The following is a 17,911-nucleotide window of genomic DNA, read 5'->3' as shown; positions in this document are numbered from 1 at the left end:
GCTGCCTTCGTGCTGGATGCCTTGGAGCAAGCCCTGCACGAGCGTCGTCCCGTCCAGGGCGGCGGGCTCGTGCACCACAGCGACAGGGGCTCGCAATACCTTGCGCTGCGCTACACCGAGCGGCTCGCCCAGGCTGGTGTCGAGCCATCCGTCGGCAGCGTTGGCGACTCCTACGATAATGCCCTCGCGGAGACGATCAACGGCCTGTTCAAAGCCGAGGTGATCCATCGACGCGGCCCGTGGCGGTCTTTCGAGGCCGTCGAGTTCGCCACCCTCGAATGGGTCGACTGGTTCAACACCCGCCGCCTGCTCGAACCGATCGGGAATATCCCTCCCGCCGAGGCCGAAGCGCGCTACTATGCCCAGGCCGAAGTCCAAGCCTTGGCCGCCTGACCCAAACCAAATGGCCTCCGGGAAACCCGGGGCGGTTCAGATCGCCTTCGCCTGGATGGTGGGACGAACGCCCCGCCTGCTCCTGCGGGCGACGGTGGCGTTGAACTTCGCCGCCAGCGTCTCCTCGTTCTCGGCCGCGTTGATCCGGGTGCGAAGGGTCTCGTAGCTGGGGATAGGCAGATCCCGCCACGTTCCCTCGTACCGGACGCGTCCGAGGCGATTGGCACGCTTGATGAAGGCTCGGAGCCAGGCGTAGGCATCCCCCTTGTCGCGGGTGCGCAGAGAGTAGAACCAGCCAACGGCACGCTCCAGCATCTCGGTGACGGCTGCGGGCCAGCGGTTCCGCTTCACCTTTCCGGACAGGCTCTCCATGACCTTGAGCGGACGGTTGTTCATCACGCCGCGTTCGGTCACGGCGCGGTAAAGCGCGGATGCGCTCGGGACCCACTCGATGCCGCGACGCTTGGCTTCCGAAGAGTGCATGTCGATGAACTCACGGAGCCCCTTTTCGCCCAGGGAACTGGGTAGCTCGTCGAACTTGCGGCAGTAGAACCGGCGCGACCGGGCCTCGTCGGAGGCACCGTCCGGCCCAACCTCGTCGACCCGGTCGTAGCGGTTCGCTTGGCCCCTCCGATCAAGGCTACGCCGGATGCGGCGTGCCTCGCCGAACGCGAGCAGGCGTTCCAACTCCTCTTCCGTGAGGATCTCGTCGGCGGAAAGGTCCACGCTCTTGAAGAGAAGGCGGTCGTCGGTGAGCTGCTTCGTGAGCACGAAGCGGCCCTCCGGGAGATCCCACTCCTCGTGGAGGACGTACTTATTCTTGAGCATCGCGACCGCCTCCTCAGCGAAGACGGGTGGGCGGAAGGGTCGAAACCGCTTCCGGTGCAAGCCGAACGGGCGTGTTCGGATTGAGCGCTGCTGTCAGGTCCACCCAAGCGAGGCGCATGACGATGGCCGCGTAGAGCTTGGCATCGCCGACGGGGCCGCCACCGAGCGCTTCAGAGGCCTTGGCGAGGGGAAGCACGCCCCCTCCCCGGTCGAGCGCCTCGATCAGGGCGTAACCCTCGGCGCCGGTCACGCGCACGGTCCGGTGGCGTTGGATGGCCTCGGCGGTCCAGACTTCGCGGGTGTTCTTGAAGTCGTCTTCGACGAAGATGTCGAAGGTCCATCCAAGTCCCTCATAGGCGAGCCTGGCGAGTTCGAGCTTGAGCGCGTAATCGGCGCTTCGCCCGACTTCGTTCTCGTGCTTCTTGATCTCGATGATCTGGACCGAGCCGTCGACGAGATCCCGTCGGATGTCGGGGTAGTAGACGGCGCTGTCTCCATCGGGGAGGCGCAGCGTGAGGCGATGCGGCTGGCTGAGGTAATCAGCCACCTCGGCATCGGCTTCGCAAAGCCAGAAGTATGTGAGCTCCCCCGTCGCTTCCCATGGCAGGGAGCGGCCGGCCTTGCGGCTGGCGTAACGGCCAGTCGGCTTATGGTGCCGACCATTGATGATGAGACGGACCGGGCCGCCGCGCACCGCGACGTCGATCTTGATACCGGTCCTCGCATCGAGGAGGGCCGTCTCCAGGTCGAACTTCTCATCCGTGGATTGGTCAAAGAACTTGGTCTTCATGGCGGCCTCCCGGGGGTGGGGGGCCCGTCGCATCGGGACGCGACCGGCGAATTCTGGGGGATGTCGTTGCGAGGCGCACGAACGCTTCCTGGCGCTCTGCGGCGCGGCGCGGTTTCGCTATTCGGCTGGCTAAGAATGCAGTCATGGCTGGAGCCTGCTTGGATCGAGGGATGTGCCGCTGCCGCGCTTCGGAGGTGGGCGACGGCAGTGCGGGGTGGTGTTCGAGGCAGCATGGAGAGGGGCGGATCGAAGGTGGCCACCTTCAGGGCGCGAGCGGATACCGAGGTATCCGCGCCGCGCTGGTCGCGCCGTCCCCGGATGTCGCCGCTAGGCGGCTTTCGGAGGGGGCATGACGGTCGAGTGGGTGATCAGGCGTGCAACGCACCGGCACTCAGCGAACGGTCGAGGATATCTCTAATATCGACGACGTCAGGATGCCGAGGCTGAGAGGGGCTTTCGCGAAGTCATTGATCATCGCTGCCTCCTCTGTCTTGGGCCGCCGGGCGGCCGTCGCGCACAGCTTTGCGCAGGATCCTTTTAGCCCGCGATCTCCTAACGGAGGCTTACGGGCGATGGTGCAGTAGCGCCTTATTTCGCGTTTTCACGATTCCGGCCTCAAAGTTTTTGACGACGGCGTCATCGCGAGTCCTGCGTCCCACGATCCGGGAAGACGATGACCTTACCGGTGCGGTCCGACCCGCGGATGGCCTGGCGCCGCAAGGCCTGCCCCTCGGCCTTGCGCATGGCGGCGACCCCCATCGAGATCATGATCTCGCCGGCCAGATGATCGAACTCATCCTCACTCAAAATGAGGCGGGTCCGAAGGAGTCTGCGGAGGATTTCGGCGACAAGCTCGGTGTGATCGGCCTCACCCATCATGGCCTCCCAGGGTGGCGAGGATGTCGGGGCGCGCCCCGGCCTGGGCGATCACGCGCCGGACCTCGTCTCCGGGCATGATGCGGGCTTCCACGAGCCGCCGGGCGAGAGTTTCGATGGTGCTTCGATGGGCCTCGACGAACGAAACGGCGGCCTTGAAAAGGCGGTTCAGGTCGTTTTCGACCCGACGCCTGAGATCGAGGTCATGCCTGAGGAATTCCCGGGCCTCCCCTTCCGATGCGAGATGGACGAGCGTTCCGCCCAGGCCGAGGGAGCAATGCACCGCGCTGAGCATTGTCGTCGCCATGCCGAGGTCGCTGGCATAGGCGCCGCCGCTGCCCGAATTGACCTCGCCGAAGACTTGATCCCCGGCCCTCCCCGCCAGGACGGAGACCACGTAGGCCTCGACGTAGGCCCGCGTCATGGTTGTTCCCTGGTTGAGCTTGGTCTTGGTCAGCCCGCCCTGGCCGCCGATGAGGACGTTCGACAGGGAGACGATCTCGCCCACGCCGAGCAGATGAACTGCAACAGCGTGAGATGCCTCATGGAACGAGGCAGCGAGGATCTCGGCGTGGGATCGGGGATCGGGCGGAGCGATCTGTCGGATGAGGTCGTCGAGCCGCATGGGTCGTCCCGCATCCCGCGCCCGACGCTCGGCTCCGGCGACCCAGGCGGTGGCCTGCGCCCCGGTCGCCCCAACGCCCAGGGTCGCCGGCACGGAGAGGTCGGCGCCGTCGAGGACGTCTGGTCCGAGGTGTTGCCTGAGGATGCCGGCCAAGCCCTTGGCATCCGGCCGCGAGATGGTGATGACCCGTCCGAGGCGGCCGGGCCGAAGCAGCGCCGGATCGATGTTCTCGGGAAAATTGCTGGCGCCGATCAAGATAATGTTTCCAGTATTTCCAGCAATCGCTGCCTCGAAAGTGGTAAGGCAAAAATTGATGAGCGGAACCCAGTAGTCTCTATTACGAGATCCGAGGCTAGCTCGGGAGGGCAAACTGTCGAATTCATCGATAAATACGAGCACAGGTCCCATTTGCGATGCGGACGTGAACACCCTTTCCACCTCCTTAATGATCTCATTTAGGTAGCCATTGGTTTGCGAGAACCACAGGGCCACCGATGTCTCGATGATCGGGATGTTGAGTGTCTTGGCGATGCTGCGCACCAGGTGGTCTTGCCCGTACCGGGTTCACCTCCAAGCAAAACTGATCTATCGACTGTAGTCCACTCGGCGCGTCCTGCCTTCCATTCCGAAAATTGATGGGCGAGCCTTTGGGCATACTCGCCCGCCTGTCCGTAGCCGTGGATCTCGGAAAGCGTCGGGACGTCCGCCAGGTCCGGATTGATGGCGGCGTTGGCCCGGGAGGCCGCGACGAGGCGACGGACGCATGCCCCTGCCGACGTCCCCTTACGCAGGGAGGCGGCGAGGACATCGAACGTGAGAGCCTGCGCGACGTCCCGGGGCATACGACCGGCCTTGTGCCCAGTGACGCTTAGGATGGCCCGGCGGATGACGCGGTTGGACGGGGGATCGATCTTGATCCGCACGTCGGCGGCCGCGATCAGCGCCGACGGCAGGTACCGCTCCGGCGCCTGCGAGATCCCGAGTACCCGGCCTCCGGCGCCGAGGAAATCCCCGATCTCCGTGTTGCCATGGTCAGCCTTGTCGGTGCTCCTTGCCTTACCGTCCCTGGCACAGACGTGGACGAAGCGTGTCAGGGTCTCTGCGGCAGTGCGGATCGCATGAACCCAGTCCGCGGAGGGCACCTCGATGACGACCCCGGCACCGCCGGTGCGCAGCATCCGAAGCCGGTCATCCTTCGTCAGGGACTCGTTCAGGGCGTGGAGGGCGAGGTGGAAGCGCGAGGGTCTGATTTCCGGTTCCATCAGGTCGATGGGACGCCGGTTGTCCGGGAGGTCATCGAGGAAGTCGTGCAGGGTGTCGGCGGTGGCCTTCCGGCGCTTGAGCGCGGACTTGGCCTTCCGGGCGGACTTGGTCGAGGTCTTGTTCGAAGTCGTCATGGGGCTGCCTCCGTCGCGAGGCAGCCGGGCTCAATCGAGCGCGCCGGTCTGGCCTCGTGGGGGTGGTCGAGAAAGGTGACGGTGGGTTGGCTTTCGAGGTTTCATCGGGAGTCTCCGTGGGTGGGTCCGCCCATGATCGGTGTGGGCTTCGCTTGATTGGTGAAGGGGGGCCGCGGTGATCAGCGCGAGGGCTTGGAAGCCGTGGTCATGCGGTGATCCAACATCGCGAGGACGGCCTTCATTGTGCCGCTTAGGTCTTCCTCGCGGCGTGACCCATCCTCGACCAGACGCCGGATCACCTTGCCGAGCAGGGCGTCCGTGCTGATCGCGCGCGGCGGCGGGTCCTCGAATGACGGATAGGAATGCGGGGGCTTCGTCGGGGTGTCGGACATGACGCTCGCCTCGGGACGGAGGCGAGCGGGCGCAATCGCGCCGGTCAGGCCTCTTCGAAGGAGAAGGGAAGCGGGTGGCTGCCCAGGGCGGGCATGCGCGTCATGGCTATGAGGCGACGGTCGGCATGCATGAACGCGTCCTCCTCGGGTTGGCTCACGGGCAGGGCCGCAATGAGCTTCGGGCCAACCCCTTGTTGGGGCGAGAACAACATAGGAACGCGAAAGTGTTCGGGCAAGCTTAAACTGATCTTCGAAAGCCTTCATAACGCCGGGCTGTGGATCCCGTGGACGCCGACCTGCACGGGGCCGCATGCAGGGACGCTACGGTTCAGGGTTGGCTCGCATCGAGAGGTCCGGTCTCGCCCCGTCCGGATTGGGCTGGGAGACCCGGTCGAGGCGCATGGAATGCGACTCGTAGGAACGCGGAAAGCGGGATGCGCTTCCCCCTGTCCGCTTCCCCCGAATTAAGGAATCCTTGACCATGATTCCGCATGGTTCCCCGGACCGCGAGGGGGCCGGAATGCCATCGGAAAAACAAGTCTGGCTGGCGGCCGAGGAGGTCCACCAGACGAAGGAGAGGGTCACCCAGGCGCGTGTGATAGCCGTCTTACAGAAGCGCGGGCGGGGTGGATCGACGCGTCAGGTCGGGCCGCACCTGCTGTCATGGAAGGTCGCACGGGACTACCGGCCGCGGCTTGAGGCGAAGGGGCTGCCGGAGCGCCTTCAGGGCGAGCTCGTGGCCTTCGTTGATCGGGTCTGGGAGACGGCGCTCGCGGAGGCCTCGCTTCGGTACGAGGATGACCGGCTGAAGGTCGAGATCGAGGGCCGGAAGGCTCGCGAGCTGATGGACGAGGCCTTCGTGAACACGGAGGTTGCCGTCCGGGAGAACGAGACGCTGAAGTCACGCATGGCGGCGATGGAGGTCGAGATGGCGGCCCTGCGCGAGCGGGTGAGTGATCTGGTGGCCGAGGAGTTCTGGGACCGGGTAATGCGCGAGATCGCGGACGTTCTCCCCGAGGGTGGCTGGGTGGTCGACAGGCAGGTGCTTAGGCTGCTGCCCCCATCGCTCGCCCGGGAGGCCATCACCCGCGGGGACGACCTGACGCGGGGGCGGCTCAACAAGAAGATGGGCGTCCGCGTGACGCACACGAAATACTTCGAGAGCGAGGATCGCGAGGACGGTAGCCGGTGGTACCGTCGCAGGCAGGGATGACGCTGCGCCTTTGACGTCGCTTTGGGTGGATTGAGGCCACTATGACGGTGTCGCTGGCCTCGACCTCAACCAAGCAAGGCGTGCACCCCCGCGACGATGCCGCTGGCGATCACGCTGCCGCCCGCGCGCATACCCAAATCCTTGATGACGGCCAGCGACTTCCCGACCTTGCGCTCGTCGGGGTTCGACCTGCCGGCCTCGACCTGGGCCTCGGAGACAGCCTCACGCATCTCCTCCCTGATTGAAGCGGGCAGGTGTCCCAGAAGGCCTCCGGTCTCCGAGAGGAAGTCGCGGACCTTGCGCACGTCCATGCCGCCCTCTGACGCCTGGCTGACGGCTATCGTGTTCGTGCCGCCCGAGACGTTGCCGGCGACGCCGATGGACTGGTTCTGCGCGATGAAGTTTTGGGTCACTGTGTAGGCCTCCGTCCGTTCCGACGCGGTGAATGATGTTCCGTCCCCGAGCACGCCGGCGCTTTCGAGGGCTATCGTCCAATCGAGGATCAGGCGACGAACGCTGCTGAGGGCACGCAGCACATCCATGTTCTGGATGCGATACCGGGATGCGAAGGTCAGGGTGCTGCCGTAGGACGAAAGATTGACGGGGCCTGACGGACTGCTCAGGAAGCCGGCTGGCGAATTCGCCACGAGCTCTTCTAGGTCGTAGACCGACTGCCTGAGGGGAAGGAGCGGCGGCCCATCCTCGTGGATCAACGGGCGCCAGCAACCATGCGCGGGGTTGAAGAACTCGTGATGGCCCGAAACGATACGATAGGACGGCAGCCCGACGCCGTCCGGGTACCCGTCGCTCTCGTTGTCCAACCAGTCCGGCACGCCCGGCAGCGCCAGACGCTTGGCCGCGATACGCGCCCGGCTCAGGATGCTGGCCAGTGGAACGTTGCGGTCGTGCGCATCGGACTGGACCTTCAGGATGATCGAATGGTGCACGGCTTCAAGACTTCTCGCGTGTCGAGACGCCCCTCGGCCAGGGGCGAAGGAAGGTCGTCGAACTCGGAGCGATGGCATAAGCTTCATTGCCGCGTACGCGTCAGGGTCATGTCGCCGTTCGTGCGACGTGCCGTGTAGTATTGCCCGGTCAAGATGTCAGGGGCATCCGCCAGGCTGATCTCCAGCCACGCGACGCCTTCGTGCTGGGTTGAGCGGTAATGGAACTCGGCCTTCGGCCTGTTATCGTAGCTGTACCACAACCCGTATCGGTCCGCGTTCGGATCGGCCTCGGCGATGACCCTCTTGGAATGGGAGGTCGACTCACCCGTCACCTGCTTGATGCTGATGTCGAAAAGCCCCTGCCGGATCGTAACCGTGGTCGGGATCGGTCCGGGCGTCACCCCGGTTGCGGGGTCCTTCCACGTCGTCTGGAGGGTTCCCGTCCAAGTGCCGTTCAGGTCCGGGAAGAAGACCTTGTCGAGGAAGGGCAGCCAGCGCCACACCGTGCGCCACGTCCAGTTCGCGATGAGAACGAAGACCGTGCCGACGATGAATATCACCGTCGAGATGGACTTGGGCATCGACATGGCAAGCCCGGTCCACCACTCGCTGACGCCTTGGACCGTGAGAACGGCAAGGATGGTGAGGGTGACGAGGATCTGAACCTGTCGGGCTCGCGTCAAAAGGGCCCACATCTCAAGCTCCCAGGCGCACGAGCGAAGCGTCCACGAAGCCCTTCGCATCTTCGAGGCTCCAGGCCTGGGCCTGACGGAAAAGGAACTTGATCTCGTTCACTTCGGTGGCCGTTTCCGTCCAGGTCGCATCGCCGAGCCGCACCTGGAGGCGCCGAAGTATCCGCACCAGACGGGTGTAGCGGTCCTCGTCGACGAGGAAGTGCCAGTCCTCCACGACATAGACGAGACATTCCACGAGGAACGAGGGAACACGCTTCGGGATCGCACCCTGGTCGCAGAGCTCGTAGTTCAGCCGCTTGAGCATCCGCACGACCTTCTTGAAGCGGTGCTGAGTGCGGCTTCGCTTCGCCTTCCCGTTCTCGTGGTGCTGATCCGGGAAATTGAAGGTCCGAGTGCCATCGGCGGAGAGGATAGCGACGCCTTCGCGATAGCTGTAGCCGCCGCAGCCGTCGTCTTCGACGTGGTGCAGGCAAAAGGCGGGGACGAGATCCACGTCGGCGCGGCTGCCGCTCAGGCCGTCCACCGTGACGGCCTTCTTGCCCACGCTGACGTTCCCTGCACCGAACCGACGGCGGCAGTCCAACGCCAGGGCGTCCCGCACCGAACCGGCGATCTCACTCAACGACCGGTCCGTCCGGCGATAGCCGAGGGCGCCGTCGGCGCGTTGGCGGTCCACCCCTTCCGCATAAACGATGATGATGCCGGGAAGCTGAACCCTTAAGTCCATGTCGGCTTCCAGGCGCACGTTCGTGTTATTGTAGTAGCTCCCCTGCGGCCGGATCTGGACGCCTTCCGCGCGCAAGGTCGCATTGCCGTCGACGACTAGCCTGGCCACCTCGGCGGCCCTCTGGATCTTCGTCTCCTCGCTATCGCTCGGGGGCCGCTCCCAATGCCAGAGACGGTCGTTCCAGGATGACCGTGTGCGCTCCTTGGCGATAGCTGCTTCGTTGATCGAGCGGGTGTCGAACATGTACCTCTCCTCATGGCCTCCCGTGACCGGGTGGCGTGCCTACGTCGTCGCCTCCGATGCCCCGCCGCCTTGATTGGCACCGGCCAGGGAAGCTGCCATGCTTGGATCTGCGGAGCCCGCGACGGATTCGGACACAGAAAGTTTTTCTGTCCGAGGATCGCCGGTCCCGCGCATAAGATGAGGAAGGCCCAAGGGGGGCTGATGGGACCGGGGGCGCAGGCCGACGACGGGGCGGACGTACCCCGCTACGCGCCGGATGAGATCATCGACGCCGTTGGGCAGCTCTCTCCCGCCGAGTTGGCGCGGATCGAGGACATCTCTCGCTATTTCGCGCCAAGATGCGCGATGCAGCCGGAGGACCTTCGCCAGGAAGCCTACGCGCGTGCCTTCGGGACGCGCTCCTGCAAGGTCGGCACAGGAATGGTCGACTTCCTCGCCGGCATCATGAAGAGCATCGCCTCGGACGGTTACCGGTCACGTAAGAAGGCGCGGGAGAACGGAGCCCTAGAGGTCGTCTACGTGGAGGCCTACGGCGCGAACGGCGTGCCGGAGCCTGCCTTCGAAGCGCCCTCACCCGAGGAGGCGGCCCTCTCTCGTCGCTACCACGGGGACGCGTTGGCGAAGGCCCTTGCGTGCATAGACGGCGACGAAGAGTTGCAGCTCCTCGCCGAGGGGGTGTTCGACGGATTGCGCGGTAAGGAACTCGAAGACTTGTTGGACAAGGATACAAAGGGACTCGCGGCGGTCAGGAAGCGGTTGGCCCGACGGCTGGACGCCACCTTCCCGAACGGGGTCTCGGTATGAGCGGGGGCGGCGCCATGGATGACAGGGAAAAGCTTTCGCGCCTCGACGATCTCGTACTCGCCGAGATCCTCTCGACGCCGGACGACGTCATCCTCGCTGGGATCGCGCCAGGGAAGATCGATGCCCTGAGACAGGAAATCACCACCGCGCGCATCAAGGCCGGCAAGGGTAGAATGGCGGATGCGAAGGCCTCCCTCGTAATCGACCGCGCCCGGCCTGTGGTCGTCTCCCTCGATCAGGCGCGTGGGGCGACAGCCCTGAAGGCCGCACGCGCGCAGGACCGGACACTCGACCAGAAGCTGACGATGGCCGCCCGCAGCGGGGGCGCCGACTACGAGGCCGACCGTCCCGGCATTGAGGAGGACCTCGCGGAACTCGAAGCCTGGGACGACGAGGACCGGGGCGAACGGTGAGCCGCCGCCTGACCCTTCCCGAGCGGCTCCTGCAACGGTGTGGCATCGAACGCCCCGGCGAGATCGATGTCGAGGCCATCGCCTGGATGCTCGGCGCCAAGGTGCGGTACCGGGAACTCCACTCCTGCGAGGCTCGCATCGTCGGCCGCGAGGATCGGGCGATCATTACCGTTGACACCCGCGTCACCCCTAAACGCCAACGTTTCTCGGTGGCGCATGAACTCGGTCATTGGCACCACCACCGCGGACGGTGCCTGATCTGTCGCACGGAAGACATCGGGGCTTCACGGCGACAGCCGACGGACCCGGAGCGCGTCGCGAACGACTACGCGTCCGACCTGCTGCTTCCCCGTTACCTGCTCGATCCGATGCTTCGAGGCGTGACGAAGCCCACGCTGAAAGCCGTTCGCGAGGTCGCCACCGCGTTCGATGCCAGCCTCACCGCGACCCTCATCAAGATCATCGAGTCGGACCGCTACCCCTTGATGATCGTGTGCCACGGCCTCAAGGGCAGACGTTGGTTCCAGGCGTCGGCCAGCGTCCCTCCGCGATGGTTTCCGAAGGACGAACTCGACCCCGAAAGCTGTGCCTTCGCACTTCTGTTTGGGGCGGGTCCGGAAGAAGGCTTCCCGCGTCGGATCGGGGCGGATGCCTGGTTCGACCGCGCGGAAGCCCAACGACACGAACTTCTGGAGCAGTCCTACGCCCTGCCGAACAGCGAGGTCATGACCGTGCTGCTGTTGATCGATCCGAAGATGGTCGGTGATGCGGATACGTCCCGACGTGCCTGATGAATGGCAAAATGCCCTCTAGGAGCCGCGCCTCTGCCCTGGCCGGTGCCGGGAGGTAAGGCCGGGGAGGCGTGTCCTAAGACCAAATCATGCTGCGGCTACGAACGGGTAGCGGGGAGCAATAGCCGATACCGCTCGTTCGCGGTCGCGAGGCCGCCTTCGAACGCCCCCGCCGAGACGGGTGCTTAACCACCCCCGGGCCATGCTCCCCCATCTCGCCGGGAGCGACCATGCCATCCGAAGCCGCCGTCTTCATCGTCGCCGATGCCATGATCGCCAGGGGCGAGCGACCCAGCCTGCGCGCGGTCCTGAAAAGGTTGGCGATGTCAGGCTCTATCCGCGAGGTCGGCAAGCACCTTCGAGCCTGGCGGGAACAGCGAGGATACGGCCCGGGGCTCGCACCTACGGACGTCCCCGGGGAGGTCGAGGATGCCGAGGCTGAGAACTCACGCAAAGTCGCTCGCCAGACCAAGGTCGAGAGCCAGCCCGACCGCTCCAGCACGGAAAAGTTCTGGGACCACGTCATGCGGGAGATCTTCGAGATCCTGCCCGCCACCGGCACCATGACCGCGGACAAAATTCTGCAGGAGCTCCGCGCGGAGACCCTTCACGGGGCGGTCCAGTACAAGGAACCGCTGACCCCGGCCATCCTTCGGAGGAAGATGGAGGTCCGGATCACCCACGGGAAATGCTTTTTGCGATTGGAGGACGGGGGCTACGCTCGCAAATTGGGCTGAGGTCCGAAAAGGCTCACCCCGCCCTGGCGGGCCATTGCCGATGCAAATCGTCGATGACGAAGGCGTGCTGGTGTCGGCCGTGCTCGATCCCCCGGACGTGTGGATGGGACGGATCGAGGTCGCCGTGGGCATGCGCCACGACGTCCGGATCGGAGGCGGGCCACAGCAGGGCGGCCACGGCCACGCCCGCGACGGTCATCGCGCCGAGCACCGCAAGGGTCGTCGGCATACCGACGGTGGCTCCGAGCCAGCCCGCCAACGGGTAGGTCACGAGCCATGACGCGTGCGAGAGCGCGAACTGCGCGGCGAACACCGCCGGGCGGTCCTCAGGGCTCGCCGAACGACGCAGCAGGCGTCCGGTCGGGGTCTGGGCGGCGGAGTAGCCGATCCCGAGGGCGAGCCATGTCCTAAGCAGCATCGGCCAGCCGATGGCCCCGCCCCAGGTCAGGGCCGCGACCCCGACGAGGAAGACGCCGAGGAAGGCCGCGGACGGCAGCATGACGCCGCGGTCGGACAGGCGGTCGAGCACCCGGGGCAGGATCAGGGCCGCGATCATCGAGCCGCCGCCGAAGCATCCCAGCGCGATGGCGACATCGTTCTGCGGGCGTCCGAGCAGGGCCTGGACGATAACCACGGTGTTGACGATGACCATGGCCCCGGCGGCGGCGACCGCGAGGTTCATGGCGAGTAATCCGCGTAGGCGCGGGGTCGCTAGGTAGATCCGCAGGCCCCGCGTCGTGCGGTCGTAGATGCCGCCTTGCCGTTCGGATCGGGTCGCCGCCGGCAAGGTCACGGAGACCACCAGGGCGGCTTCCGCTCCGTTGTGACCCTCTACCGGGCGGCGGCTTTCGCTGCGGCCGCAAGGCCCGTCACCGGACTGTTGAGGGGGCGTATGCCCGAGTGGATCAGGTCGCAGGCTCCAGCCATGGAAGCCTGTGCCAGCGCAACCCGCTCAGCGCCTGCCTGCGCAGCCTCGTTGGCGGCATCGGCAATCATGGTGAGGTAGGTATCCCGCTCACCGGCTTTGAACGCCTCCCAAGCGCCAGGAACCACCCTCACGACCACCTCTGCTCCGGTCGCCCGCGCTGCGGCCTCGAACAGAAGCCTTGTCGGCTCCACGGTCGTCTCGACGGCGCAGAGAGCGACGACCCTGCCTCCGCCTTTGACCGCCTCAGCGGCCAGCGCAGCATCGACCCGCATAATGGGAACGGGGGCATCGACGGCGGCGGACTCGGCGGCCGGTCCCAGCGTGGAACAGGTCAGGAGTACGACGTCAGCCTCGACACACAGACCTCGCAGCACCTCGGCAGTCCGGGCGGCGATCTCGGGCGTAAGCCTCCCCTCCCGCTTCGCCGCCGCAAGAAGGTCCGCCCGCACCTCGTGATGCAGTTCCACGCCCGCGAATCCCGTCGTGTGCAGGGCGACATCGAAGACGGCGATGTTACTCTCGGCCGTATGAAGGCAGGCGATCCGGACCATGCAATGTGTTTCGCTCTGCCCCCACTAACTCGAACGTTCGGAGCGGGTACCAAGTGCCAGATTTCCCCAATTAGCTCTCCGAGACGGGGATGATCACCGCATGGATAGGTTGGTTCCGATGCGTATCGCGCCTGCCGGAGGTGATCGAGGCTCTCACGAAGGTCCGATCCGAACCAAATGGCAATATAAATCCTAAAATAGAAAGATCTCTATTTGCTGATACAATCAGATTTGAAAAGCGGCTACGCAAAATTGACGGATGCGCAACCCCCGCCATCTGATAAGATATCGTTTCTACGTTTTCTTGGAGTTCGAGCTGCGGCGTGGAGAAACATACATCTCTTCGCCATCTGCGTGAATGGCTTATTCGGCGAATTATAACCGCGATTTCCATGACGCTCGATGTCGTTTCCAAGTGTTGGATACGCGACATCATTTCGCCTCAACCAAGATCATCGAGCGCGCGCTCCGTATGATGGTCATGCCCACCGGTCGGCGCTTCGATATGTGTTTCGGCTAGCGTTTCCGGGCCACCGATAAAATGAACTGGGACATACATGCGCCATTTGATCGCTACGGCATCGGTCATCTCGCTGTTCTGCGGGGGAGCCGCGTCCGCGCAAGTGATAGCCCGGGGGGATGAGACCGCACCGCTCTCGGTATTAGGCGCGAAACCGCTCGACGGGATGAAGCCTACGTTCAACGCGCGCCGCGAAAGCGCGTCGAAGCCGACCGTCCCGTCATTCGCCGATCAGCCGGAGGACGGCCAATGGACGATGCCGGCGAAGAACCTGGCCTCCACGCGCTACAGCGGCCTCGCCGAGATCAATCGCGACAACGTCAAGGACCTGCAGGTCGCCTCGACCTTCTCGGTCGGGACCAGCCGCGGGCAGGAATCGGCCCCCATCGTCGTCGGGGACATGCTCTACGTCGTCTCGTCGTTTCCGAACGTCCTCTACGCCCTCGATCTGACGAAGCCGGGCTTTCCCATGAAGTGGAAGTACAATCCGGCGCCCGCGACGGCGGCGCAGGGCGTGGCGTGCTGCGATGTGATCAATCGTGGCCCGACCTACGCCGACGGCAAGATCATCTACAATACCCTCGACAACACGACGGTCGCCATCGACGCGAGGACCGGCACGCTCGTCTGGCAGACCAAGCTGGGCGACATCAACAAGGGCGAGACAATGACGATGGCCCCGCTCGTGGCGGGCGACAAGGTCATCGTCGGCAACTCCGGCGGAGAGCTTGGGGTTCGTGGCTGGTCCTCCGCGCTCGACCTCAAGACCGGCAAGCTGGTCTGGCGGGCCTATACGACGGGCCCGGACGCGGACGTGAAGATCGGGCCGCGCTACAAGCCGTTCTACGACACCGACAAGGGCAAGGACCTCGGGGTCACGACCTGGCCACCCGACATGTGGAAGCAGGGCGGCGGCGCGGTCTGGGGCTGGGTGTCATACGATCCCGAGCTGAAGCTGGTCTATTACGGCACGTCCAACCCGGGGCCGTGGAACCACGAGCAGCGGCCGGGCGCCAACAAGTTCACCGCCGGGATCTTCGCGCGCGACCTGGAGACCGGGGAAGCGCGGTGGTTCTACCAGTACAGCCCGCACGACTATTACGACCACGACGGCATCAACGAGAACGTGCTCCTCGACGTCACCTGGGAGGGCAAGCCACGCAAGGTCCTGGTCCACCCCGACCGCAACGGCCTCGTCTACATGATCGACCGCACCAACGGAGAGGTCCTGTCGGCGGGCGTCTACCACTACACGAACACGAATTTCGGCGTCGACCTCAAGACCGGTATCCTGAGGGACAATTCTGCCAAGCTTCCCAAAGTCGACAAGGTGACTCGCGACATCTGTCCCGCGCCTCCCGGGGCCAAGGACTGGAGCCCGTCGTCCTTCTCCCCAAAGACCGGCTTCCTATACCTGCCGCACAACAATCTCTGCTTCGACGAGCGCCTCTCTGAGGTGGGCTACATCGAGGGCACGCCGTATGTCGGCGCCGAGGTCAACATGAAGCCGGGCCCCGGTGGGCATCGCGGCGCATTCACTGCCTGGAACGTCACCGACGGGTCCGTCGCCTGGAACATTCCGGAGACGTTCCCGGTCTGGGGCGGCGCGGTCGCCACGGCCGGTGACGTCGTCTTCTACGGAACCATGGACGGCTGGTTCAAGGCCGTGGATTCCGGCTCCGGCAAGGAGCTCTGGAAGTTCAAGACCGGCTCGGGGATCATTGGACAGCCCACGACGTGGAAGGGTCCGGACGGGCACCAGTACGTGTCGGTGCTCGACGGGGTCGGCGGTTGGGCCGGCGCCATCGTCGCGGGGGGGCTCGATCCCAACGACGGTTCGGCGGCCTTGGGGTTCGTGGCCGCGATGCGCGACCTGCCGAAGGTGACCACGGCCGGAGGCACGCTGTATGTCTTCAAGCTTCCGTAGTCGCGGCGCCGTAGCCGGCCTGGCCGTCGTCCTCGGGACGATTGCCGGGTCCGCCGGGGCCCGCGACCTGCGCGTCTGCGCCGATCCGAACAACCTTCCGTTCTCGAACAGGGCCGGCGAGGGCTTCGAGAACAAGATCGTCGACGTCGTGGCGCGCGACCTCGGCGCCACCGTGACCTACACCTGGTGGGCGCAGCGTCGGGGCTTCCTTCGCAACACCCTGAACGCCGAGCTTTGCGACCTCGTGCCGGGCCTGCCGGTCGGTACCGAGCTGACCCGTCCGACCACGCCGCTCTACCGGTCGGCCTACGCGTTCGTGACGAAGGCCGGCGCACCGGCAATCTCGTCCTTCGACGATCCGCGTCTTCGCGACCTTCGCATCGGCGTGCAGATGGTGGGCGACAACGGCTACAACGCCCCGCCCGCCCATGCGCTCAGCCGACGGGGCATCGTCGCCAATGTCCGTGGCTACGGGCTCTACGGTGACTACGGAAAACCTCATCCGCCCTCCGAGATCGTGGAGGCGGTGGCGCAGGGCGAGATCGATGTCGCCCTCGTATGGGGGCCCCTGGCCGGCTACTTCGCGAGCCGTCAGGTCCCGCCGCTCCGCGTGACGCTCGTCACCCCTCCCTTCGATGGCGCGCGCCTGCCGATGGCGTTCGACATCGCGATGGCCGTTCGCCGCGACGACGACGAAGGGGCCTTCGCCCAGGAGATCGGCGGCGCCCTGCGTCGCCACAGACCGGAGATCGACGCGATCCTCGCCGATTACCGGCTTCCCCGCCTCGACGACCCGACATCCGCAAAGGTGCAGTGATGAAAAAGGTTCTCACGGGCCTCTCCGCGACGGCTCTGGCCGTGGCTTTGGTCAGCTACCCGCCCCTCCGCTCGGCGTTTGCCGCCGACGGCACCGTCGCTTCCGCGGGAGAGCCCGAGGTCGTTCTTTCGCCGCAGCGCCCCGGCGGATCGGTCATCCCGACCACCGGCCACGAGCGGGCGAAAAAGTACGAGAACGACCCCGACGCGATCGCCTACGGCAAGGCCCTGTTCTCGGCTTTCAACTGCAGCGGCTGTCATGCCGGTGGCGGCGGCGGGTTCGGTCCCGCCCTGTCGGACACGAAGTGGATCTACGGCGGCTCGATGGAGAACATCGTCGCCACGCTCTACGAGGGCCGGCCGAACGGCATGCCGCCCTGGCGGGGTAAGATCCCCGACGAGCAGATGTGGCAGATCGCAGCCTACGTGAAGTCACTCAGCAAGCCTGGCGGCATCGCACCCCCGCTATAGGTTCGTGGCCGCCGAGCGGCCCTGTCGGGACTTGCGGTGAGGGGTTTGGCAATCGTCTGGGACCCGCACCACCCGGGTGGCCAAGTAGCGAGGCTTCACCCGACATGGCGACGCGCATCCTTGCGTCGCCCACGGTCGATGGGGGTCATAACCGATGGCGAGCGTTTTGCGCGTGGGCTTGATCGGTGCCAGCCCGGAAGGTGGCTGGGCACGGGAATCCCACGTTCCGGCCATTCGGGCCCTGGCGGGGCTCGAACTCGCGGCAGTCGCGGGACGGACACAACGGTCCGCGGATGCGGCCGCCGACCGGTTCGGTGTCGAGAAGGCTTACGGCAACCCCGTGGAGCTGTTCCGGGATCCCGACATCGACCTGATCACGGTCGCCGTCACGTTGCCGGCCCATCGCGAGCTCCTCCTGCCCGCCTTGGCGGCGGGCAAGCACGTCTATTGCGAGTACCCGCTCGGACTCGATGTAGGGGAAAGCCGGACCCTGGCGCAGGCGGCGCGGGAGGCCGGGGTGTGTGCCGCCGTCGGCCTGCAGGCACGTGCAAATCCTGCCGTCGGCCGCGCTCGCGAACTCCTGGCAGCCGGGGCCATCGGCCGCCCGCTGACCGCGAGCATCCTCTCGACGACCGTGGGCTTCGGACCGAACACCGCGCCGGCTGTCGCATACACCGAGGATCCGGCGAGCGGCGTGACCGTCGTGACCATCCAGGCGGCTCACACCCTGGACCTAGCGGTCGCCCTTCTCGGCGGCATCGCCGACCTGACGGGAGCTATGCGGGATTTTGGGTGACGGAGGCGGTCAGGCGGCGCGGTGATCTGGG

At 65.6% G+C, this 17,911-nt stretch carries 21 protein-coding genes and 1 pseudogene; 10 read left to right on the top strand and 12 right to left on the bottom strand.

Going from position 1 to position 17,911, the window contains the following annotated elements; all coding sequences use genetic code 11:
• Positions 1-393, top strand: a 393-nt coding sequence (locus G3T14_RS20855; RefSeq protein WP_163644454.1) for an integrase core domain-containing protein, incomplete at its 5' end; no start/stop codon positions are given.
• 36 nt (positions 394-429) lie between these two features.
• On the opposite strand, the gene G3T14_RS20850 is transcribed toward G3T14_RS20855, so the two are convergent.
• From G3T14_RS20850 to G3T14_RS20825, 6 genes are all read right to left on the bottom strand, one after another.
• Positions 430-1,221 (bottom strand): hypothetical protein, encoded by a 792-nt coding sequence (locus G3T14_RS20850; RefSeq protein WP_163644453.1) that lies wholly within the window; start codon positions 1,219-1,221, stop codon positions 430-432.
• 13 nt (positions 1,222-1,234) lie between these two features.
• Positions 1,235-2,011: a hypothetical protein gene (locus G3T14_RS20845; protein ID WP_163644452.1), complete on the bottom strand. Its 777-nt coding sequence runs from the start codon at positions 2,009-2,011 to the stop codon at positions 1,235-1,237.
• Between the two features lie 636 nt (positions 2,012-2,647).
• The gene (locus G3T14_RS20840; RefSeq protein ID WP_163644451.1) at positions 2,648-2,818 is read right to left on the bottom strand and encodes a hypothetical protein; all 171 of its coding nucleotides are present in this window, start codon (positions 2,816-2,818) and stop codon (positions 2,648-2,650) included.
• A 61-nt stretch (positions 2,819-2,879) separates the two neighbouring features.
• On the bottom strand, positions 2,880-4,052 hold the full coding sequence (locus G3T14_RS20835) for an AAA family ATPase (protein ID WP_163644450.1): 1,173 nt from the start codon (positions 4,050-4,052) through the stop codon (positions 2,880-2,882).
• Positions 3,968-4,909 carry a hypothetical protein gene (locus G3T14_RS20830; RefSeq protein ID WP_163644449.1) on the bottom strand — a complete coding sequence of 314 codons (942 nt, stop codon included), beginning with the start codon at positions 4,907-4,909 and terminating at the stop codon, positions 3,968-3,970. The genes G3T14_RS20835 and G3T14_RS20830 overlap by 85 nt, the downstream gene beginning before the upstream one ends.
• 179 nt (positions 4,910-5,088) lie before the next feature.
• Positions 5,089-5,301, bottom strand: coding sequence for a hypothetical protein (locus G3T14_RS20825; RefSeq protein WP_163644448.1), 213 nt, complete (start codon positions 5,299-5,301; stop codon positions 5,089-5,091).
• A gap of 520 nt (positions 5,302-5,821) precedes the next feature.
• Here G3T14_RS20825 and G3T14_RS20820 point away from each other — a divergent pair.
• Entirely contained in the window at positions 5,822-6,514 is a 693-nt protein-coding gene (locus G3T14_RS20820) for a DNA-binding protein (protein WP_163644447.1), read from the top strand.
• A gap of 65 nt (positions 6,515-6,579) precedes the next feature.
• Here the strand turns inward: G3T14_RS20820 and G3T14_RS20815 are convergent, their stop codons facing one another.
• The 3 genes from G3T14_RS20815 to G3T14_RS20805 form a co-directional block, all read right to left on the bottom strand.
• Positions 6,580-7,461 (bottom strand): hypothetical protein, encoded by an 882-nt coding sequence (locus tag G3T14_RS20815; protein WP_163644446.1) that lies wholly within the window; start codon positions 7,459-7,461, stop codon positions 6,580-6,582.
• Positions 7,462-7,544: 83 nt separating this feature from the next.
• Entirely contained in the window at positions 7,545-8,156 is a 612-nt protein-coding gene (locus G3T14_RS20810; RefSeq protein ID WP_163644445.1) for a hypothetical protein, read from the bottom strand.
• 1 nt (position 8,157) lies between these two features.
• Positions 8,158-9,126 carry a hypothetical protein gene (locus tag G3T14_RS20805; protein ID WP_163644444.1) on the bottom strand — a complete coding sequence of 323 codons (969 nt, stop codon included), beginning with the start codon at positions 9,124-9,126 and terminating at the stop codon, positions 8,158-8,160.
• 177 nt (positions 9,127-9,303) lie between these two features.
• Between G3T14_RS20805 and G3T14_RS20800 the strand changes: the two genes are divergently transcribed.
• The 4 genes from G3T14_RS20800 to G3T14_RS20785 all read left to right on the top strand — a co-directional run bounded on the left by G3T14_RS20800 (position 9,304) and on the right by G3T14_RS20785 (position 11,871).
• A complete protein-coding gene (locus G3T14_RS20800; protein ID WP_163644443.1) occupies positions 9,304-9,930 on the top strand; it encodes a hypothetical protein in 627 nt (208 codons plus the stop codon).
• Between the two features lie 14 nt (positions 9,931-9,944).
• Positions 9,945-10,343, top strand: a complete 399-nt coding sequence (locus tag G3T14_RS20795; RefSeq protein ID WP_163644442.1) for a hypothetical protein — start codon at positions 9,945-9,947, stop codon at positions 10,341-10,343.
• On the top strand, positions 10,340-11,134 hold the full coding sequence (locus G3T14_RS20790) for an ImmA/IrrE family metallo-endopeptidase (RefSeq protein ID WP_348645316.1): 795 nt from the start codon (positions 10,340-10,342) through the stop codon (positions 11,132-11,134). The genes G3T14_RS20795 and G3T14_RS20790 overlap by 4 nt, the downstream gene beginning before the upstream one ends.
• 230 nt (positions 11,135-11,364) lie before the next feature.
• Positions 11,365-11,871, top strand: coding sequence for a DNA-binding protein (locus G3T14_RS20785; protein WP_163644441.1), 507 nt, complete (start codon positions 11,365-11,367; stop codon positions 11,869-11,871).
• A 13-nt stretch (positions 11,872-11,884) separates the two neighbouring features.
• Here G3T14_RS20785 and G3T14_RS20780 read toward each other — a convergent pair.
• From G3T14_RS20780 to G3T14_RS20770, 3 genes and pseudogenes are all read right to left on the bottom strand, one after another.
• Positions 11,885-12,688, bottom strand: a pseudogene (locus tag G3T14_RS20780) (MFS transporter); the annotation flags it as partial.
• 14 nt (positions 12,689-12,702) lie between these two features.
• Positions 12,703-13,350: an Asp/Glu racemase gene (locus tag G3T14_RS20775; RefSeq protein WP_163644440.1), complete on the bottom strand. Its 648-nt coding sequence runs from the start codon at positions 13,348-13,350 to the stop codon at positions 12,703-12,705.
• A gap of 442 nt (positions 13,351-13,792) precedes the next feature.
• Positions 13,793-13,939: a hypothetical protein gene (locus tag G3T14_RS20770; RefSeq protein WP_163644439.1), complete on the bottom strand. Its 147-nt coding sequence runs from the start codon at positions 13,937-13,939 to the stop codon at positions 13,793-13,795.
• 97 nt (positions 13,940-14,036) lie between these two features.
• Between G3T14_RS20770 and G3T14_RS20765 the strand changes: the two genes are divergently transcribed.
• The 4 genes from G3T14_RS20765 (at position 14,037) to G3T14_RS20750 (ending at position 17,880) form a co-directional block, all read left to right on the top strand.
• Positions 14,037-15,797, top strand: coding sequence for a methanol/ethanol family PQQ-dependent dehydrogenase (locus G3T14_RS20765; RefSeq protein WP_163644438.1), 1,761 nt, complete (start codon positions 14,037-14,039; stop codon positions 15,795-15,797).
• Positions 15,778-16,614 (top strand): substrate-binding domain-containing protein, encoded by an 837-nt coding sequence (locus tag G3T14_RS20760; protein WP_163644437.1) that lies wholly within the window; start codon positions 15,778-15,780, stop codon positions 16,612-16,614. Before G3T14_RS20765 ends, G3T14_RS20760 begins: the two co-directional genes overlap by 20 nt.
• Positions 16,614-17,084 (top strand): c-type cytochrome, encoded by a 471-nt coding sequence (locus tag G3T14_RS20755; RefSeq protein WP_163644436.1) that lies wholly within the window; start codon positions 16,614-16,616, stop codon positions 17,082-17,084. The genes G3T14_RS20760 and G3T14_RS20755 overlap by 1 nt, the downstream gene beginning before the upstream one ends.
• Before the next feature lie 154 nt (positions 17,085-17,238).
• Positions 17,239-17,880 (top strand): Gfo/Idh/MocA family oxidoreductase, encoded by a 642-nt coding sequence (locus tag G3T14_RS20750; protein WP_163644435.1) that lies wholly within the window; start codon positions 17,239-17,241, stop codon positions 17,878-17,880.
• The last annotated feature ends 31 nt before the right edge of the window (positions 17,881-17,911 follow it).

Origin of the sequence: Methylobacterium sp. BTF04 (assembly GCF_010692745.1) — a bacterium.
Lineage (GTDB): Bacteria > Pseudomonadota > Alphaproteobacteria > Rhizobiales > Beijerinckiaceae > Methylobacterium.
This window is presented reverse-complemented; position numbering and strand designations above follow the sequence as displayed.

Excerpts from the sequence above, each read along its gene's own strand:
- G3T14_RS20850 (WP_163644453.1), bottom strand. The coding sequence starts at position 1,221 with ATGCTCAAGAATAAGTACGTCCTCCACGAGGAGTGGGATCTCCCGGAG.
- G3T14_RS20845 (WP_163644452.1), bottom strand. The coding sequence starts at position 2,011 with ATGAAGACCAAGTTCTTTGACCAATCCACGGATGAGAAGTTCGACCTG.
- G3T14_RS20830 (WP_163644449.1), bottom strand. The coding sequence starts at position 4,909 with ATGACGACTTCGAACAAGACCTCGACCAAGTCCGCCCGGAAGGCCAAG.
- G3T14_RS20825 (WP_163644448.1), bottom strand. The coding sequence starts at position 5,301 with ATGTCCGACACCCCGACGAAGCCCCCGCATTCCTATCCGTCATTCGAG.
- G3T14_RS20820 (WP_163644447.1), top strand. The coding sequence starts at position 5,822 with ATGCCATCGGAAAAACAAGTCTGGCTGGCGGCCGAGGAGGTCCACCAG.
- G3T14_RS20810 (WP_163644445.1), bottom strand. The coding sequence starts at position 8,156 with ATGTGGGCCCTTTTGACGCGAGCCCGACAGGTTCAGATCCTCGTCACC.
- G3T14_RS20805 (WP_163644444.1), bottom strand. The coding sequence starts at position 9,126 with ATGTTCGACACCCGCTCGATCAACGAAGCAGCTATCGCCAAGGAGCGC.
- G3T14_RS20800 (WP_163644443.1), top strand. The coding sequence starts at position 9,304 with ATGAGGAAGGCCCAAGGGGGGCTGATGGGACCGGGGGCGCAGGCCGAC.
- G3T14_RS20795 (WP_163644442.1), top strand. The coding sequence starts at position 9,945 with ATGGATGACAGGGAAAAGCTTTCGCGCCTCGACGATCTCGTACTCGCC.
- G3T14_RS20785 (WP_163644441.1), top strand. The coding sequence starts at position 11,365 with ATGCCATCCGAAGCCGCCGTCTTCATCGTCGCCGATGCCATGATCGCC.
- G3T14_RS20775 (WP_163644440.1), bottom strand. The coding sequence starts at position 13,350 with ATGGTCCGGATCGCCTGCCTTCATACGGCCGAGAGTAACATCGCCGTC.
- G3T14_RS20770 (WP_163644439.1), bottom strand. The coding sequence starts at position 13,939 with ATGACCGATGCCGTAGCGATCAAATGGCGCATGTATGTCCCAGTTCAT.
- G3T14_RS20765 (WP_163644438.1), top strand. The coding sequence starts at position 14,037 with ATGAAGCCTACGTTCAACGCGCGCCGCGAAAGCGCGTCGAAGCCGACC.
- G3T14_RS20760 (WP_163644437.1), top strand. The coding sequence starts at position 15,778 with ATGTCTTCAAGCTTCCGTAGTCGCGGCGCCGTAGCCGGCCTGGCCGTC.
- G3T14_RS20755 (WP_163644436.1), top strand. The coding sequence starts at position 16,614 with ATGAAAAAGGTTCTCACGGGCCTCTCCGCGACGGCTCTGGCCGTGGCT.
- G3T14_RS20750 (WP_163644435.1), top strand. The coding sequence starts at position 17,239 with ATGGCGAGCGTTTTGCGCGTGGGCTTGATCGGTGCCAGCCCGGAAGGT.